We start from the raw sequence: 16,659 nt of genomic DNA on the forward strand, positions 1-16,659 counted from the left end.
TTCCTGCGTCTGTGCCACGGTCAGGTTCGGCGCGGGGGTTGAGCCGTGGTTGCTGTGGATGATCAGTTTGTCGCCGGTGCCGGTCTCGTGCCCGAGCCCGATCGAGCAGCCGCTGATCTCGGCCGTGAAGCAGTAGTTCGCCGCGGTGCCGATCACGGCGAACTTGGTCTCCTCGCGCTCGTAGGGGCACCAGTAGGCCTGGAAGTACCCCGCGGTCGCCCCGCCGAGATGGCCGACCAGGCGGAACACGTCCGACTTGACGTTGAAGATCGTGCTGACGGCAAACGCCGAGGTGCGCGGCACCTGCACCAGTTTGAACCACTTCACGCCGGCCGCCCCATATCCTTCCATCCCCATCAGTACAAGGTGGCTCTTGAGGAAGTCCCACGGGTCATTGAGGAAGTCGGCCTGAGTAGGCATCGCGCGCTCCGGCACCGGTTCGTTCCGGCGCAGTGTGTCGGCAACACGCGAAGCGCGCAAGGCATGCCGCGCACCCAACCATGGCGAGCGCACGCGGTGAATCCGTGATGGCGCCCGCCCCCGGACGCCGGCCCCTGCTACGCCCCTTCGCCGACGAACGGATTGCTGCGTCGTTCCTCGCCGAAGGTTCCGCCCGGCCCGTGTCCGCACAGGAACACGATGTCGTCGCCGAGCGGAAACAGCTTGGTGCGGATCGCGGCGATCAGGGCCTCGGGATCACCGTAGGGGAAGTCGGTCCGCCCGATCGAACCCCGGAACAGCACGTCGCCGACGATCGCCACCCGCATCTCGGTGCTGACGAACACAATGTGGCCTGGCGTGTGGCCGGGGCAGTGCCGGACCGCGAAATCGCGCCCGGCGATCGCCACGGTGTCGCCCTCGGCAAGCCAGCGCCCGGGCGTGAGCGGACGCGCCTCGGGAATGCCGAAGGCGCGTCCCTGCACGGCAAGCCCGTCAAGCAGGAACCGGTCCTCGATCGACGGTCCCCAGACCGGCACGCCGAGCGCATCGGCCAGCGCCGCGGCCCCGCCCGCGTGGTCGATATGGCCGTGGGTCAGCAGGATCCGTTCGGCCACAAGGTCAAGCTGATCGAGCGCGGCGACGATCCGCTCCACCTCGCCGCCGGGATCGACGACGGAGGCGCGCCGGGCGTGCTCGTCCCAGAGCACCGCACAGTTCTGCTGCAGAGGGGTGACCTGCAGCACGGCAGCCTTCAAGCCCATGCGGATGGTCCCGCTCCTGATCCGGCCCGGCACGGCGACGGCCGGACACCCGGCGGCCACCGCATCCGGCGCGACCCTCGCATGGGCTTCCCCCCGTGACGAGGCCTGACCATGGGCACGCCTTGGGCGCGCCGCGGCGGTGCCCGGGAACACGTTCCAGCGCGCAGACACGTTCAGGCACGAGAACCAACTCATTACATCCGTATGCATATAATCGGGCAATTTTTACTTTGCGGCAACGCCGCTCTGTGCAATCATCATCTGTGGTTCTGCTCAGACGGTCAGGCCCCAGATGCCGACGCACTGCACCTGGGTCGATCAGGCGACAGTGCCGGACCGTCGTGCCGTGGTTCCGTCGCGGCGATGTGCGGACGCCGGTCGTGCGCAGCCACGACGGAGGCGCGCCGCCCGCCGGGACGCCCATGATCAGGAGGTCCGCCTCATGCTGACGTCGTTGTCCCGCCTGCTCCAGGACCGCAGGGGAGTCACTGCCCTCGAGTATGGCGTGATCGCCGGCGTCATCGTGTTCGCGTTGGGCTTCGCGTTCGCGCCGCTGGGCGAGGAACTGGCCGTTCACTACTATCACCGCGTCACGAGCACGATCGCGAGCGCGTCCAACGGCGGGTAGTGCCGCGCCGGCGCACGCGTGACGACTCCTGGAACCCGCGCCGACGGCACTGCACACGACGCACGGATTGCAGGACCCCCGGCCTACCCTCGGCAGACCACGCTCAGCCGCGGCGCATGATCGCCGCGGAGGTCGACCACCCGGACCGGATCAGAACGTGACCTGCGTCTGCTCGATGATCGTGATCTGGCCAGAGGGCACGTAGGGCAGCAGGAACGTGAAGGTGGCGCTCGCCGTGATGCTGTAGGTCAGCGGCTGGCTGGGATCGGTGACGCCGCACCCGGTGCAGGTGACCGTCAGCGCATTGCCCAGGAACGGCGCCTGCGTGCGCGCGATCTCCTGCACCTCCTCGGCCGTGCGCCCCATCGAGGCGGCACGCGCCGCTTCCGCCGCCGCCTGGCGCACCGAGATCAGCGAGAACGCATAGCGCGAGAAGTCGACGATGCCGAACACAAGGGCCAGGAAGACCGGGGCGACCACGGCGAACTCGAGCGCCGCGCCGCCGGTCTCCCGGCCGCGCCTCGATGCGAGAAGACCCCGCCCGCGGCGCCCGTCAGCGGACACGGGTCACCGCCGTCCCGCTCAGGGAGCTCGGCAGCACGAACCTGCCGATCCCCATCACCGCCGCGTAGGGGCGGGTGATGTTCACCTCGACATAGACGGCGGACACAGCGCCATCGCAAGGCGTGCCCTCGCACGAGACCGCGGTGGTGCCGCCGCCCGGGCAGGCGCAGTAGGCGGGTACGACCGCCACCGTGCCGCCCTGTTCGCCGAGCGCGTTCGTCGTTGCCGCGACGATGCCGGCGGTATCCTCCGGGAAGCTCATCGCGTACTGGGCGCCGGCGCGCGCGGCGTTCTCCAACCGGATGGTCTGGTGCATCGCGCCGGCGAAATCGACCAGGCCGGCAAGCAGCAGCACGAGGGCGGGCGCGATCATGCCGAACTCGACCGCCGAGGTGCCCTGCCGGCAGCGGTGCAGACGGAGGAGGGATCGCGGCATCCTGCTACTCCACCAGCCGAACGATGCGGATCTGCGGCAGGTCGGTCTCGGCATCCAGGCCGAGCGCGGCGCAGCCGTCGACCCGCACCACCTGCTCCGTCGTGCCGGTCAGCACGATCGACTCGCCGATGAAGGCCTTGCACGTGGTGTTCGAGCCGCCGAAATTGCCGTTGATCGTCAGGTCGGCCGACGGGAAATAGAACAGCCCGCTGGTCGTGATGTTCGCCCCGCCGTTCAGCTTGATGTCGTTCGCCGCCGGCGCACGCGGGTCCTGGTACATCAGCATCCCGGGGTACTGCGAGGTGCCGCCGGCCAGATTGATGGTGGCGCCGCCGTTGATCTTCGGCCCGCCGATCTGGTTGACCTCGCCCGTGAACACGAAGGTGACGCCATTGCCGGGGGTGCAGGTGGGGCAGGAGATGTTGGCCTGCGCGTTCGCCGTCATGTCGCCGTTCTGCAGCACATAGACGCCGGGCGTGAGGTTCGCCGTGCCCTTGAGATCCATGCCGCCGCAGTAGCGCCCGGGCGACAATGTCTGGGTCTGGTTCGGGTTGAGCGAGTAGTTCGTGTGGTTGCAGGTGCCGCTCTGCGCCGGCAGCGGCACGCCGGTGCCGGGCACGTCCGGCGCGAACGGGTCCTGGATCGGTGGCTGGAAGGAGGCGGGCGGGCGCTCGAGGGTGACGTTGTTCGGGTTGCCGATCTGCACCGTGCCGACCGCGGCGAGGGTGAACGCGTTGATCTTGGAGTTGCCGAACTGCTTGATGGAGGTGTTGGAGGCAAGGCTGCAGCTCGCCGCCGTCACGCTGGCGTTGCCGCCCATCGACAGGTCGACCTCCTGGACCAGGTTGCCGCCCTGCTCGCCGAGCGCCAGGATGCAGGCGGACCCGCCGCCCATCAACACCGACCGTGCGACCGCCCGCGTGGCGATGGTCGCGTTGCCGCCCATGAACAGCGCTGCGATCTGCAGCGGCACGGCCCGCTGCACGATCACCTCGACGGCGCTCGCGTCTCCGGCATTGGGTCCTTGAGCCGGGGGACTGTTGACGGTGACGGTGGTGTTGTTCGCGCCGTCGGTGAAGCCGTTGCGCGCGCCGGTCTCGACCGCGGCGGCAAGCGCGGGCCGGTTGAACGCGACCGCGGCCGCGCCGGCCTGGGCCGCCGTGTCCGCCGCCGTCTGCGCCGCGCGGCGCGTGACGTACCAGGAGCCGCCCTCGACCGCGACGCCTGCGAAGCCGACCAGCACGGTGGCCATCGCCCCGAAGGTGATGGCGGTGGCGCCCTTCTCGGTGCGGAACAGGCGCCGCAGCGCCCGCCCCAGGTCGATGGTGGCTGCGGAAAGGTCGATCGGGAGGCGAGGCGTCATGTCGTTCGGTCCTGCGGCCGCCGCGAGGATTCCCTCAAGGATAGAGACCAAAGATTAACAGATCCTTTTAGGTCCACTCAGGACGACATGCTCATGCGTGCAGGTCCATACATACAAAGGGAACCATCACCCAAGCATTTTTTGTATCACTGATCAGGTGTGACGTCCTGATACGAGTGCTCTTGTCTTTGTTTGCACAGCACGGATTCAAACAGATCCGGCTCGGAACATCGGGACGCCGTATTTCGATGCCGCGGCCCTTTGCGCGGCAACGGAACCTTAACGATTCGATGCGAGGGTGCGGCGGTGTCCATGGCAGAAGGAAAACTGGACATGTTGAAGGTCTACAGCTTGGTTCAGTCCCACCTCGCCGCGCTCCGCCGCGACGAGAAGGGCGTGACCGCACTCGAGTACGGCGTGATCGCCGCCGTGGTCATCGTCATCGGTCTCGCGACCTTCCTGACGATCGGTGAGACGCTGGATGGCGTGTTTACCGAAGTGAACACGGCACTCCAGGACAACAGCGGCAGTGGTGGCGGCGGCGGCGGCGGCAGCTGAGCCGGAGTCGCTTCCGCGCGGCGGTGACGTCGCCGCCGTTTCGGAATGAGCGGGGCCGCCTCCAGCGGCCCCGCCGTCGTCTTGCGGCCCGTCGTCCTGCGGCCCTTCGTCTTGCGGCCCGTCGTCCTGCGGCCCTTCGTCTTGCGGCCCGTCGTCCTGCGCGCCGTCCCCGCGGCGGCGCAATCCCCGGAGGAGATCCGGCCCCATGACGACGCTCCTTGTCCTGGTCATCGCCACGGTCCTGCTTGCGGCCGCTTGGCGCGACCTCGCCGTCCGGCGCATCCCGAACACGACCGCAGCGATCGTCGCCGGCGCCGGGCTCGCACTGCGCGCCGTCGAGGGACCCGGCCCGGCGAGCGTAACGCTCGCGGCGGCTGGCGCCCTGTTCGCCGTTCTGTTCCTCGGCTTCGTCCGCGGGATTCTCGGCGGAGGCGACGTCAAGCTGGCGACCGCCGCGGCGCTCGGCCTGCCGCCCGGGGGCATCTGGATCCTGGTGGTTGCGACCGCGCTCGCCGGCGGGGTCCTGTCACTGGTCTATCTGCTCGCCCAACGGCTTGGGCTGCCGCGCGTCAAGCCTCTGGGGCGGACTCACGGCATCGTGATGCGTGTGGTGACAGCAGAATGCTGGCGTTTCAACCGTCGCGGGCCTCTACCGTATGGATTAGCAATCACTGCGGGCAGCCTTATAGCCTTTGGCAACCAAATGATGGTCGACTGATGCCATGGCTATCCGGATCATCCTTATCGGCCTGATCGTCCTCGCGGCCGCAGGCCTCTCCCTCGTCGGCATGCAGACCCTGCTGCCGGCGCAGCCCGTGCGCACCGTGGTGACGGAGGTCGCCCCCATCCAGGCGCCGCCACCGCTGCTGGTGCGCACGCTGGTCGCCGCCCGCCCGATCGCGCCCGGCTCGCTCCTCCGCGGCGAGGATCTCGGCGTGCGCGAGGTCCTGACCAGCGACGCGGGCGAAGGCGTGCTGCGCGACACGCCCGAGAGCCGCGCCGAGCTGGCCGGCGCGCTCGTCCGCCGCTACCTCGAAGCGGGTGAGCGGATCACGATGGGCGACGTGCTGCGCCCGCGCGATCGCGGCTTCCTCGCCGCCGTGCTGCGCCCGAACATGCGCGCCATCACCGTGGGCGTCGATGCTGTGACGGGCACGGCGGGGTTGATCTGGCCGGGCGACCGCGTCGACCTTCTGCTCACCCAGTCCCTCGACGAGCGCGTCACCCAACTGTCCCGGCGGGTCGTGGGCGAGACGGTGCTCAACGACGTGCGCGTGATCGCGGTGGACCAGCAGCTCACCCAGGGCGCGACCGGCGCCAACGCCTCGCCCGACGGCAAGGTCGCGCGCACCGTCACGCTGGAGGTCTCGCCCGAGGAGGCCGAGCGGGTGGCGGTGGCCGGCCAGCTCGGCAGGCTGTCGCTGACCATCCGCGCGATGGACGCGGAGAGCGCCGCCGAGCCCAGCCGGCGGTCCGTGTTCGGCGGCGACGTCTCGCCCGCGCTGTCCGAGAGCGACCGGATCGACCGGCCGGTGGGTGCGCGGATGCGCATCATCCAGGGCGACGACCGCCAGGAGGTGATCTTCCGATGATCCGGCGATTGCTCGCCGCGGGCGCCGTTGCGCTCTGTCTTGTCGGCCCCCTCCCGGCGGAGTGGGCCGGCGGTGTCGCGCCGGCCGCTGCCCAGCCGCGCGGGTCGCTGACCATCGAGCCCGGCAGTGGCCAACTCGTCACCCTGCCGCAGGCCGCGACCACGGTGTTCGCCGCAGATCCGCGCGTCGCCCGCGTGCAGGCGGCCTCGCCCACGACCCTGTTCATCTCCGGCGTCGGGCGCGGCCGCACCGTGGTGGTGGCGACCGCGGCGGACGGATCCGAAATCGCCAGCTACGACGTCGTGGTCGGGCCCGCGCCCCGACCGCCCGGCACGCCGGGACCGGCTGTGGCCGCTGCCCCGGCGCTCACCGCGCTGGAGGCGGCGATCCGGTCCGTGGTGCCGGGCGGGACCAATATTTCCGTCCGCCGCGTGCCCGGCGGCGTGATGCTGTCCGGCGAGGTGCCGACCCCGGCCGATGCCCAGCGCGCCTTCGCGATCGCCCGCAGCGGGCTGCCGGACAACGAGCGGGTGCTCGATCAGCTCCGCATCGTCGGCGCGATGCAGGTGAACCTGCGCGTCCGCGTCGCCGAGGTCTCGCGCTCGATCACGCGCGACCTGGGCTTCAACTGGCAGGCGCTGGCCAATACCGGGCGCTGGACCTTCGGCCTGCTCACCGGCGCCTTCGCGGGATCGAACCTGGTCCCGGGGCTCGGCGGCGAAGCCGGGCGCAGCTTTCTCGCCGGCGCCTACCGCTCCACCTCATTCGACATCAACGGGCTGATCGATGCGCTGGCACAGGATCAGCTGATCACCATCCTGGCCGAGCCGAACCTCACCGCCATGAGCGGCGAGACCGCCTCGTTCCTGGCCGGCGGCGAGTTCCCGGTGCCGGTCGGCACCTCTCAGGGAACCAGCATCACGATCGAGTTCAAGCAGTTCGGCGTCTCGCTCGCCTTCGTGCCCACGGTGATGGATGCGAGCCGGATCAGCCTGAAGGTCCGCCCCGAAGTCAGCGAGCTCACCGAGGAGGGCGCGATCAACCTGCCGGTCGCCGGCGGTGTCGTGCGCATCCCCGCGCTGCGCGTGCGCCGTGCCGAGACCACGGTGGAACTCGGCAGCGGCCAGTCCTTCGCGATCGCCGGCCTGCTGCAGGACGGCAGCCGGATCGCCGCGTCGGGTCTGCCCTATCTCAGCGAGATCCCGGTCCTCGGCGCGCTGTTCAAGTCCGACCGGTTCCGCCGCAACGACACCGAGCTCGTGATCATCATCACGCCCTACATCGTCCGGCCGGTGTCCGATCCGCGTCGGCTGGCGCTGCCGACCGATGGGCTGCGCCCGGCCAATGACATGGAACGCATCCTGCTGCATCGCCAGGTGTCCCGCGAGGCGTCGCCGCCGCGCGTGCCCGGCCAGATCGGCTTCATCGTGGAGTAGTCGGCATGCTGCGCCACCTCATCCCCACCTTTGCCGCCGCCCTGCTGGTCACGGCATGCGGCAGCGCGGGCGACCCGAGCCAGCGTGAAGGCACCTGGCGGCCGTCCGGCGTCAACGCCGCCAACCTCCGCGCGATGATCGCCGACCCAGGGCATCTGCAGCAGGGCGTTGGCGATCCGAGCGGCCGCGGCCGGCAGGCGGCCAACGCGATCGAACGGATGGAAGACGACAAGCTCAAGGTCTTGCCGGATGTGCGCGCCTCCGCGGTCGGTCCGTCGGCAGGCGCTGGAGGTGGCGGTGCTGGACGTTGAGAAGAAGACCACCGAGGACGTCGGGCATGAGGATACATCCCGCCCGGTCGTCCTGAGCCGGCCGCTCGTCGTCGCCTACACCGCCGACGCGGAGGCCGAGGGCGCGCTGCGCTCCGCGATGGGTGATCTCGGCGACAAGCTGACCCTGGTCCGCGGCAATGTCGCGGTCGCGATCCGCGAGCTCGCGCGCAGCCCGACCCCGCAGGTGCTGATCGTCGATGTGAGCGATGCCACCGATCCGCTGGTGGCGCTGGACGATCTCGCGAGTGTCTGCGAGCCCGACGTGAAGGTGCTGGTGATGGGCGAGCGCACCGACATGGGCTTCTACCGCGAGATCACGCGCGGCCTCGGCGTGGTCGAGTATCTCTACAAGCCGCTGACGCGCGACAACGTCGCGCGCCTGTTCCTGCCGGTGGTGCACGGGCGGATGCCTGGCGGCGCCGAGCAGGTCGGCGGCCGCATCATCACGGTCAGCGGCACGCATGGCGGCGTCGGCACGACGACCGTCGCGGTGAACCTTGCCGTGCAGCTCGCCGAAAGCACGCGCGGCTACGTCGCCCTGCTGGACCTGCACCTGCAGACCGGCGCGGCGACGACCATGCTCGGCGTGAAGCCTGGTGCGGGGCTCCGGGTCGCACTGGAGGAGCCCGACCGCGTCGATGCGCTGTTCCTCGAGCGCACGGCGGTCGCGGTGTCGGACCGGCTCCGCCTGCTCGCCGCCGAGGAGGCGTTCGAGGCGACGCCGAAGCCGACCGCGGAGGGCGTCGCGAGACTGATGACGCTGCTGCGCCGGCGCTTCAACTACATCGTGGTCGACATGCCGACGCCGGCGGATGCGGCCCTGCTCTCGATCTTCAGCATGGCGCAGATGCGCCTTCTGGTGATGACACCGGATGTCGTCTCGATCCGCGACGCGACGCGGCTGAAGACGATGCTGACGGCGGTCACCGGTTCCGACAAGGCGCTCATGGTGCTGAACCGCGCCGGCATGCAGGGCGCGGTGGCAACCAAGCTCGTGGAGCGGGGTCTCGAGACGAAGGTGGACTTTGCGATCCCCGAGATCCCCAAGCATCTCGCGATGGCGGCCGATCTCGGCGTCCCGGCCGCGACCCGGAACCGGACATTCGCGGCCGCGATGCAGCGGCTCACCAAGGAAGTGTCCGGCGTGCGGGTCGGCGGACGTTCGGGCGGCTGGCTCAGCCGCCTGCTGGGCCGATGAGCGGATTCGGCCGCCGCACCGAGCCTTCGGTCGCCGTTCCGCCCGAGCGGCCGCCGCCGGCGCCGGCACCGAACGGCCAGATCGTCAGGGCCACCCCGCCGGGCACGGCGGGCCAGATCGGACAGAGCGCCTCGCGCACCAAGCTCTGGTCGCTGGTGATGGATCAGGTCGATCCGACGCTGGCTGCCGAGCTGCCGGGCGAGCGGCTGCGCGCCGAGCTCGAGCGGCTGATCCATCAGATCGCCGACAAGCACCGGATCGAGCTCTCGGCGCGCGAGCAGACCGCGCTCGCGCGCGACATCGCCGACGACATGGTCGGGCTCGGTCCGCTCGAGCCGTTGCTGGCCGACGAGACCATCACCGACATCATGGTGAACGGACCCTACAGCGTCTTTGTCGAGGCGCGCGGCAAGCTCCAGAAGTCGGACGTGCGGTTCCGCGATGCGGCGCACGCGGCGACGATCGCCCAGAAGATCGCAGCCGCGGTCGGCCGCCGGGTCGACGAATCGAGCCCGATGGTGGACGCCCGCCTCGCCGACGGCAGCCGCGTCAACATCGTCCTGCCGCCGCTCGCGCTCGACGGCCCGAGCATCTCGATCCGCAAGTTCGCGCGCAAGCGGATCGACTTCGCGCGCATGGTCGAGTTCGGCTCGCTCACCGCCCCGGTCGCGCGGCTGCTCGAGATCGCCGCGCGCTGCCGGCTGAACATCCTCATCTCGGGCGGCACCGGCTCAGGCAAGACGACGCTGCTCAACGCGCTGAGCCGGCTGATCGACAACGGCGAGCGCATCGTCACGATCGAGGACGCGGCCGAACTCCAGCTGCAGCAGCCGCACGTTGTCCGGCTCGAAACGCGCCCGGCGAACCTCGAAGGCAAGGGCGAGATCACCCAGCGGGATCTCGTCAAGAACGCGCTGCGCATGCGCCCCGACCGCATCATTCTCGGCGAGGTGCGTGGGCCCGAGGCGTTCGACATGCTGCAGGCGATGAACACCGGCCATGACGGCTCGCTCGGCACGCTGCACGCGAACAGCTCGCGCGACGCGCTGATCCGCGTCGAGAACATGGTGCAGATGGGCAGTTTCGGCCTGCCGGTGAAGGCGATCCGCACCCAGATCGCGAGCGCGCTCGACCTCATCCTCCAGATCGAACGGATGCGCGACGGGACGCGCCGTATCATCCAGGTGACCGAGGTGCGCGGCCTCGAGGGCGAGATCATCACCATGAACGACCTCGTCTCGTTTGAGTACGAGGGCGAGGACAGCCAGGGCAGGATCCGCGGCCGCTACCGCGCCGCCGGGATCCGCCCCGGGTTCGTTCCGCGGCTCGAGTATTTCGGGCTCGACCTGGCCTGGATGGAAGCCCTGGAGGAGTTCTGAGCCCATGCCCTTCTCCGAACTTCCGCCAACGACCCTCGCGCTGCTGATCCTTGCCCTGGTCGGGGCCGGAAGCGCGGTGCTGCTGATGCTGGAGATCCGCAGCCAGCGCCTCGCGCGCCGCCTCAACGAGGCGGCCGGCCAGACGCGACGGCCGCGGGAAACCTCCCGGCTGCCGGGCATCCAGCTGGTCCAGCGCAACCCCACCTCGCTCTCGCACCGGCTGGGCCGGCTGATCGCCTTCAATCCGGCACGTCCTCAGGAGCATCCGGCGCCCTGGCCCATTGTGCTCCTGTTCGCGGTCGCGGGCGGGGTGGTGTCCGGCGTGCTCATCGCGGTGGTGCTCGGACGCACCGCGGCGATCGCCGGCGGGGCTGCGGCGACGCTGCTGATCGCGCGCGCCGCATTCGCCTACGGCACCTCCAACTACCGCGAGCAGCTGTTCAAGCAGATGCCCGACGCCATGGGGATGATCGTGCGCGCGCTCCGCGCGGGCATTCCGGTCACCGAGGCGATCCGCACCATCGCGCGCGAATGCCCGGAGCCCACCCGGCGCGAATTCGCGCAGGTCAACGCGGAGCAGGCGATCGGGGTGTCGATCGACGTGAGCCTGCTCAATCTCTACAACCGCACCGGCCTGCGCGAGTACGGCTTCTTCGCCGTGACCATCACGTTGCAGCAGCAGACCGGCGGCAGCCTGACCGAGACGCTCGACAATCTCGCTGACGTGGTCCGCAAGCGGGTGCAGACGGCCGCACGCGGCCGCGCGCTTGCAGGCCAGGCGCGCATGTCGGCCGTCATCCTCACGGTGATTCCGTTCGTCGCCCTGGGCGCCCTGTCCGTGCTCAATCCTGGCTACCTTCAGTTCTACTTCACGCATGAGAAGGGGCCGACGCTGGCTGCGATCGCGTTCGGCATGCTCGGGTTCGGCGTGCTCACCATGCGCGGCATGATCCGCCGCAGCCTCGCGGTCACATGATCGCGCTGCCCGACATCTCCGGACGGAACGCGCTCGCCGTCGGCGCGGCGATCGGCGTCGCGGTGCTGGCGCTCGTCCTGCTGGCGGCGTGGCTGTCGGCGCGCGACAGCGTCGAGCGGCGCCTTGCCGGGCGCGTCGCGAGCGTCGTCAAGGGCGCGAGCCCAACCGCACCGCGGCGGAGCGCAGGATCGGGCATCGTCAGCGGTATCCTGCGCACGATCGGCAATGCGCTCGGGGGCAGCGCGCTGCTCTCCGAGAAGGACCGGCAGGATCTCGAGCGCAGCGTCGCCGCTGCCGGCTATCGCCCGCAGAGCGTGGTGCCCATCGTGATCGGCCTGAAGGTGGTGCTGCTGATCGCCATTCCGGCCGCGCTCTACGGCATCACGGTGCTGCGCGGCATGACCGGGATCAAGCAGATCGGCCTTGTCGGGCTTGGTCTGGTGGTAGGCATGCTGGGGCCAAACATGGCGCTCGGCTGGATGCACAAGCGCTATGTCAGGCAGATCCGCGTGGGCCTCGCCGACACGCTCGACCTGATGGTGATCTGCGCCGAGGCGGGGTTGGGCCTCGAGAGCATGGTCGAGCGGGTCGCGCTCGAGATGGCGCCGTCCAATGGGCCGATCGCCTCGGAGTTCGTGACGCTCTCGAACGAGCTTCGCCTGTTGTCGGACCGGCGCCAGGCGCTGCTCAATCTCGGCGAGCGTACCGACGTGGTGGGACTGCGCCGGCTCGCGACAACGCTCGCCCAGACCATCCAGTACGGTACGCCGCTCGGCCAGGCGCTGCGGACGCTGTCGAGCGAGATGCGGCACGAGCGGCTCGTCGAGTTCGAGGAGAAGGCCGCGCGCCTGCCGGCGCTGCTCGTGCTCCCGCTCACGCTCTTCATTCTCCCTTGCCTGGTGCTGCTGCTCGCGGGCCCGTCCTTCGTGCAGCTGATCGGGTCCTTCAACCGGTAGAGGCACCAATGGCCCGCTGGCTCACGAGATCCCTGTGTCTGGCCGTGCTGCTCGCGGGATGCACGACGGCCGGCCAGCAATCCGCGCGCGCGCCGTCGTCGAACGAACGGTTGCGCCTCGCCGCCGCGGCCGAGGGCAACAACAACCTCGAGGTTGCCCTTTCGATCTATCGCAACGCGGCCCAGGCCGACCCCGAGAATGCCGAGGTCCAGTCGCGGTACGCGAGCGCGCTCGCTCGGCACGGCGCCCATGCCGAGGCGGTCCTCGTGCTCGAGCAGGCGCTCGCCCGCCGGCCGCGCGATCGGGCGCTGCTGCTCGCGCTCGCGCGCACGCAGCTTCGTGCCAATGATCTGCGGTCGGCCGCGCAGAGCTTCAGCCGCGTGATCGAACAGGCGCCGCAGGATCCAGACGCGCTCAACGGGCTCGGGGTCATCGCTGACCTCTCCGGCGATCACCGTCTTGCGCAGGAGCGCTATCATGAGGGGTTGCGCCGCGCACCCCAGCACGAGGGGTTGCGCAACAATCTCGCGCTGTCGCTCGCGCTCACCGGCGCGACCGGCGAGGCGATGCAGCTGCTGCAGGCGATCCGACGCGAGGGCAATACCGATGTGCGGGTGCGCCACAATCTTGCCTTCGTCTCCGCCATGGCGGGCGACCCCGTGACCGCGCGCCAGCTCTCGGGTGCGGAGCTCGATGCGGTGGATCAGCAGAACCTGGTCTCTGCCGCCGCCCTGATGGCCGCCGCAAGCCAGGGCGCCGAGCGTGGCGCGGCCGCGCCTGCTGCCGAGCGGCTGCTGGCGGCGCCAGTCCGGCAGCCGCCCTCGGTCGCGCCGGTGCGTGCCGAGACGGAGCCGCCGGCGCCCCGGACCGAGATTGCCCGCGTGCCGCCATCGCCCGAGCCTGCACCGGCTGAACCGGCCCGCGCGGCGGCCGCGCCGACGGTGGCGTCGCCGCCATCGGCCCCCGACGCTGCCCCGCCGACCGTTCGTGACGCCCGCATGGTGCTGCAGGCCCGCGCCGACGCTTGGGTGCAGGTGCGGGAGCGGGACTCCGGGTCGGTGGTGTTCGATCGGGTGCTGCGCACGGGCGAGTCCTACCGCGTGCCGGACCGGCCGGGGCTTCTGCTGACGACCGGCAACGCGGCCGGCCTGCTGGTCGTGGCCGACGGGGAGCCGCTGCCCCCGCTGGGCGGCGAGGGCGTGGTCCGCCGCGACCTCCCCCTCGATGCCGGCACGCTCCGGCAGGCGATCGCCGCGCGCTTCAGGCCGGCCGCCGCGCCGGTCGCAGCGCCGCTGGCCGTCCCGGCGCCGATGCCGGCGGCCGACACCCGCGTGGTCCTGAACGCACAGGGCGAGACGTGGGTGCTGGTGCGCGCGCGCGAGTCGGGCGAGGTGCTGTTCGACCGGCTGATGCGCGCCGGCGAGACCTATCGGGTTCCGGACCGGTCCGGACTGATCATGACCACGGGCAACGCGGCCGGACTTCAGGTGGTGATCGACGGCGAGCCCCTGCCTCCGCTCGGCGGCGAGCGCGTGGTGCGCCGCGACCTGCCGCTCGACCCTGTCGCGCTTCGCCAGGCGGCGAGGCCCCAGCCTCGGGCCCCGGAACCGGCCCCGACCCTGCCGGTCCAGGCCGAGCCGGCGCGGCCCTCGGTGCATGCCGATACGCCGCCGCCCGGGCCGCACGCGGCCCGGATCGTGCTGCGTGCGCTCGGCGAGACCTGGGTGCAGGTCCGCGAGCGGGACTCGGGCGCCGTGCTGTTCGACCGCGTGCTGCGCGCCGGCGACCGCTATCCGGTTCCCGGCCGGCCCGGCCTGCTGCTGACGACCGGCAACGCCGCCGGGCTGGAAGTGATGGTCGAGGGCGAGGTGCTGCCGTCGCTCGGTGGCGAGGGCGTGGTCCGGCGCGACATGCCGCTCGATCCGGCGGCGCTGCGCCGTGCGGTGGTCGTCGGGGCGCGCTAGCCGTCGTTGCTATGGAGGTTGTCCCTCCGGGGCTGAGGTTGGAGGCTGTCGCTGCCACACCTTCAACCGCCAAGCCGGAGCCCCGGATGGACAGCCATGGGGGCCCCGCCCAGCGTCTGAACCGTCTGCGCATCCTCCGGGCCGAGGACCGCTGCGCACTGGGCGCGATCGCCACCATCCCCTCGCCGCAGACGGTCCAGATCCTCGCCGCCTCGGGCCTTGATTTCATCATCATCGACATGGAACACGGGCCGATCGGCCCCACCGAGGCCCATGCCATGATCGCGGCCACGTCGGGCACCATGCTGGGTCCGCTCGTCCGGGTGGCGGCCACCACGCCTTGGCATGCCACGGTGCCGATCGACCTCGGCGCCATGGGCGTGTGCTTCCCCCTCCTCTCGACGCGGGACGATGCCGAGGCCGCCGTGCGGGCGGTACGCTACCCTCCTGCGGGCGTGCGGGCCTGGGGGCCGTTCGACGCCCCGCCCCGCTGGGGCCTTTCCCCTCGTGACTGCCAGGATCGGGCTGATGCGGTGGTCCTGTCGAACGCCACAATCGAGCACGTCTGGCCACTGGAGACGATTGGCGAGGTCGTCGCGGTGCCGGGGCTGGACCTCGCCTTCATCGGCCCAGGCGACCTCGCAACCAGCATGGGGCACCGCGGCCGGGTGGACCACCCGGAGGTGCAGGCTGTTGCCGTGCATCTGGAGAAGGTGATCCGGGACAGCCCTGTCGTGCTGGGCGGCGTGGCGCCGATGCCGGAGCAGGCGAACGCGATGATCGTGCGCGGCTACCGGGCACTTGTCGTCGGCTTTGACTGGTCACTCCTGCAGCGGGGGGCCGAGGCGGCGTCGCCGAAGTCGCACGCTAGGCTGCTGCCGGGCGCCTTGGTCGACGCGGGGTGGAGGTGTTTCCGGCCGCCGGAAACACCTCCAGGCCTTCCTGGCGTGCGTCATCACCCGATCAGCTGACTCTCCACCTGATCGGGAGGTTGCGCTATCGCCGCAGCAGCGCCCAGAGACCGCGAGCCCTGGGCAACGGCTCGGTGGACCGGACGGCTGCGATCTCCTGCGTGAGCAGCTTGATCGCGGTACGAAACGGACCCGGCCGCGTCACCGCCGGCTTGCCCAGATTTGCCGCCGCAGGCAACAGGCGGGGCAGGTATGGAACCACCACATCCGGCGCGAGTTTCAGGGCCTCCCCGACCTGCTTCTCCGACAACGCGCCAGGACGGCCCGCCTGGTTGAGCACCACCACCGCGCGGCTGGTCTGCGCCGGCGCGTTTGGCAGGGCAAGAAACCGTCCCAGGTCGCGCGCATTCGCGACGTCCGGCGCCAGCACCAGCACGCGCTGGTGCACACGGTCGAAGGCGTCGCGCACCAGCGGCGGGAAGCCGGACGGCGCGTCGATCACGATGTGGTTGAAGCGGTCCCGCAGCAGCTGAATCATGTGCGCGACCGCGTTGCCGGCGGGGTGGACAATCTGGCTCAGCGTCTCCTCGGCGGCGAATACGCGCAGCCGCTCGCTGACCGGCTGGCCGGCGCGGTCGAGGAACAGCGTGTCCACCTTCTCCGGCGCCTCGATCGCGGTGCGCAGACCCGACGACGGACGGGTGCCGAGCAACAGCGCGGCGCTGCCGGTATAGAGGTTCAGGTCCACCAGGGCGACATGGCGCCGCGCCTCGTCCGCGAGATGAACGGCCAGGTTGGCCGCGATCGTGGTGGTCCCGACGCCGCCGCGCACGCCGGCGACCAGCACCACGCGGCCGCCGCGCGCGCTGAGCTCGCTTGGCGCCTGGTTGGCGATCAGTGGCAGGAAGGTCCGCGACACCGCGTCGCGCGTCAGCGGCTTGGGGAGGTACTCGGTCACGCCGAGATTGCGCGTCAGGTCGCGGTAGAAGTCCACTTCGTCCCGCTCGCCGACCACCAGCACCCTGACGTCGGGCTCGCAGACCTGCGCCAGGGCGTCGAGCGCGACGAAGGGCTCGTCGATGCCGGCGATGTCCACCAGCAGCACCTGCGGGGTGGCGGCGCGGCCGAGATACTGGGTCGCGGTCGTGATATCGCCGCGGCGGA

18 protein-coding genes are annotated in these 16,659 nt (G+C 70.7%); 12 read left to right on the forward strand and 6 right to left on the reverse strand.

Features of this window, described 5'->3' with window-relative positions; all coding sequences use genetic code 11:
- Positions 1-420: hypothetical protein (locus ACTIFU_RS16340; RefSeq protein ID WP_439579385.1), on the reverse strand; the 420-nt coding region annotated here is incomplete at its 3' end.
- Between the two features lie 137 nt (positions 421-557).
- The gene (locus tag ACTIFU_RS16345) at positions 558-1,202 is read right to left on the reverse strand and encodes an MBL fold metallo-hydrolase (protein WP_439579386.1); all 645 of its coding nucleotides are present in this window, start codon (positions 1,200-1,202) and stop codon (positions 558-560) included.
- Between the two features lie 442 nt (positions 1,203-1,644).
- Between ACTIFU_RS16345 and ACTIFU_RS16350 the strand changes: the two genes are divergently transcribed.
- Positions 1,645-1,830, forward strand: coding sequence for a Flp family type IVb pilin (locus ACTIFU_RS16350; protein WP_439579387.1), 186 nt, complete (start codon positions 1,645-1,647; stop codon positions 1,828-1,830).
- A 150-nt stretch (positions 1,831-1,980) separates the two neighbouring features.
- Here the strand turns inward: ACTIFU_RS16350 and ACTIFU_RS16355 are convergent, their stop codons facing one another.
- Genes ACTIFU_RS16355 through ACTIFU_RS16365 form a run of 3 tightly spaced genes read right to left on the reverse strand, consistent with a single transcriptional unit; the run spans position 1,981 to position 4,193 of the window.
- Positions 1,981-2,394: a TadE family protein gene (locus ACTIFU_RS16355; RefSeq protein ID WP_439579388.1), complete on the reverse strand. Its 414-nt coding sequence runs from the start codon at positions 2,392-2,394 to the stop codon at positions 1,981-1,983.
- Positions 2,384-2,830 (reverse strand): TadE/TadG family type IV pilus assembly protein, encoded by a 447-nt coding sequence (locus ACTIFU_RS16360; RefSeq protein ID WP_439579389.1) that lies wholly within the window; start codon positions 2,828-2,830, stop codon positions 2,384-2,386. Before ACTIFU_RS16360 ends, ACTIFU_RS16355 begins: the two co-directional genes overlap by 11 nt.
- Before the next feature lie 4 nt (positions 2,831-2,834).
- Complete coding sequence (locus ACTIFU_RS16365) at positions 2,835-4,193, reverse strand: pilus assembly protein TadG-related protein (RefSeq protein WP_439579390.1); 1,359 nt, start codon at positions 4,191-4,193, stop codon at positions 2,835-2,837.
- A 333-nt stretch (positions 4,194-4,526) separates the two neighbouring features.
- Here ACTIFU_RS16365 and ACTIFU_RS16370 point away from each other — a divergent pair, with 333 nt between their 5' ends.
- The 11 genes from ACTIFU_RS16370 (at position 4,527) to ACTIFU_RS16420 (ending at position 15,555) form a co-directional block, all read left to right on the forward strand.
- Positions 4,527-4,751, forward strand: coding sequence for a Flp family type IVb pilin (locus ACTIFU_RS16370; RefSeq protein WP_439579391.1), 225 nt, complete (start codon positions 4,527-4,529; stop codon positions 4,749-4,751).
- 205 nt (positions 4,752-4,956) lie between these two features.
- Positions 4,957-5,469 carry an A24 family peptidase gene (locus ACTIFU_RS16375; RefSeq protein ID WP_439579392.1) on the forward strand — a complete coding sequence of 171 codons (513 nt, stop codon included), beginning with the start codon at positions 4,957-4,959 and terminating at the stop codon, positions 5,467-5,469.
- 4 nt (positions 5,470-5,473) lie between these two features.
- Positions 5,474-6,343, forward strand: coding sequence for a Flp pilus assembly protein CpaB (gene cpaB / locus ACTIFU_RS16380; RefSeq protein WP_439579393.1), 870 nt, complete (start codon positions 5,474-5,476; stop codon positions 6,341-6,343).
- Positions 6,340-7,779, forward strand: coding sequence for a type II and III secretion system protein family protein (locus ACTIFU_RS16385; protein WP_439579394.1), 1,440 nt, complete (start codon positions 6,340-6,342; stop codon positions 7,777-7,779). The genes cpaB and ACTIFU_RS16385 overlap by 4 nt, the downstream gene beginning before the upstream one ends.
- Positions 7,780-7,784: 5 nt before the next feature.
- Complete coding sequence (locus ACTIFU_RS16390; protein ID WP_439579395.1) at positions 7,785-8,090, forward strand: hypothetical protein; 306 nt, start codon at positions 7,785-7,787, stop codon at positions 8,088-8,090.
- The gene (locus tag ACTIFU_RS16395) at positions 8,077-9,309 is read left to right on the forward strand and encodes an AAA family ATPase (RefSeq protein WP_439579396.1); all 1,233 of its coding nucleotides are present in this window, start codon (positions 8,077-8,079) and stop codon (positions 9,307-9,309) included. Before ACTIFU_RS16390 ends, ACTIFU_RS16395 begins: the two co-directional genes overlap by 14 nt.
- Positions 9,306-10,688: a CpaF family protein gene (locus tag ACTIFU_RS16400; RefSeq protein ID WP_439579397.1), complete on the forward strand. Its 1,383-nt coding sequence runs from the start codon at positions 9,306-9,308 to the stop codon at positions 10,686-10,688. Before ACTIFU_RS16395 ends, ACTIFU_RS16400 begins: the two co-directional genes overlap by 4 nt.
- A 4-nt stretch (positions 10,689-10,692) precedes the next feature.
- Positions 10,693-11,664 (forward strand): type II secretion system F family protein, encoded by a 972-nt coding sequence (locus ACTIFU_RS16405; RefSeq protein WP_439579398.1) that lies wholly within the window; start codon positions 10,693-10,695, stop codon positions 11,662-11,664.
- On the forward strand, positions 11,661-12,620 hold the full coding sequence (locus ACTIFU_RS16410) for a type II secretion system F family protein (protein ID WP_439579399.1): 960 nt from the start codon (positions 11,661-11,663) through the stop codon (positions 12,618-12,620). Before ACTIFU_RS16405 ends, ACTIFU_RS16410 begins: the two co-directional genes overlap by 4 nt.
- 8 nt (positions 12,621-12,628) lie before the next feature.
- Positions 12,629-14,584, forward strand: coding sequence for a RodZ domain-containing protein (locus ACTIFU_RS16415; protein WP_439579400.1), 1,956 nt, complete (start codon positions 12,629-12,631; stop codon positions 14,582-14,584).
- A gap of 86 nt (positions 14,585-14,670) precedes the next feature.
- On the forward strand, positions 14,671-15,555 hold the full coding sequence (locus ACTIFU_RS16420) for an HpcH/HpaI aldolase family protein (RefSeq protein WP_439579401.1): 885 nt from the start codon (positions 14,671-14,673) through the stop codon (positions 15,553-15,555).
- A 25-nt stretch (positions 15,556-15,580) separates the two neighbouring features.
- Here the strand turns inward: ACTIFU_RS16420 and ACTIFU_RS16425 are convergent.
- Positions 15,581-16,659, reverse strand: a 1,079-nt coding sequence (locus tag ACTIFU_RS16425; RefSeq protein ID WP_439579402.1) for an AAA family ATPase, incomplete at its 5' end; no start/stop codon positions are given.

It is taken from the genome of Elioraea sp., assembly GCF_051860475.1.
In the GTDB taxonomy this organism is placed as follows: Bacteria; Pseudomonadota; Alphaproteobacteria; order Acetobacterales; family Acetobacteraceae; genus Elioraea.

Coding starts and splice junctions, on each gene's coding strand:
- ACTIFU_RS16345 (WP_439579386.1), bottom strand. CDS start 1,202: ATGGGCTTGAAGGCTGCCGTGCTGCAGGTCACCCCTCTGCAGCAGAAC.
- ACTIFU_RS16350 (WP_439579387.1), top strand. CDS start 1,645: ATGCTGACGTCGTTGTCCCGCCTGCTCCAGGACCGCAGGGGAGTCACT.
- ACTIFU_RS16360 (WP_439579389.1), bottom strand. CDS start 2,830: ATGCCGCGATCCCTCCTCCGTCTGCACCGCTGCCGGCAGGGCACCTCG.
- ACTIFU_RS16365 (WP_439579390.1), bottom strand. CDS start 4,193: ATGACGCCTCGCCTCCCGATCGACCTTTCCGCAGCCACCATCGACCTG.
- ACTIFU_RS16370 (WP_439579391.1), top strand. CDS start 4,527: ATGTTGAAGGTCTACAGCTTGGTTCAGTCCCACCTCGCCGCGCTCCGC.
- ACTIFU_RS16375 (WP_439579392.1), top strand. CDS start 4,957: ATGACGACGCTCCTTGTCCTGGTCATCGCCACGGTCCTGCTTGCGGCC.
- cpaB (WP_439579393.1), top strand. CDS start 5,474: ATGGCTATCCGGATCATCCTTATCGGCCTGATCGTCCTCGCGGCCGCA.
- ACTIFU_RS16385 (WP_439579394.1), top strand. CDS start 6,340: ATGATCCGGCGATTGCTCGCCGCGGGCGCCGTTGCGCTCTGTCTTGTC.
- ACTIFU_RS16390 (WP_439579395.1), top strand. CDS start 7,785: ATGCTGCGCCACCTCATCCCCACCTTTGCCGCCGCCCTGCTGGTCACG.
- ACTIFU_RS16400 (WP_439579397.1), top strand. CDS start 9,306: ATGAGCGGATTCGGCCGCCGCACCGAGCCTTCGGTCGCCGTTCCGCCC.
- ACTIFU_RS16405 (WP_439579398.1), top strand. CDS start 10,693: ATGCCCTTCTCCGAACTTCCGCCAACGACCCTCGCGCTGCTGATCCTT.
- ACTIFU_RS16410 (WP_439579399.1), top strand. CDS start 11,661: ATGATCGCGCTGCCCGACATCTCCGGACGGAACGCGCTCGCCGTCGGC.
- ACTIFU_RS16415 (WP_439579400.1), top strand. CDS start 12,629: ATGGCCCGCTGGCTCACGAGATCCCTGTGTCTGGCCGTGCTGCTCGCG.
- ACTIFU_RS16420 (WP_439579401.1), top strand. CDS start 14,671: ATGGACAGCCATGGGGGCCCCGCCCAGCGTCTGAACCGTCTGCGCATC.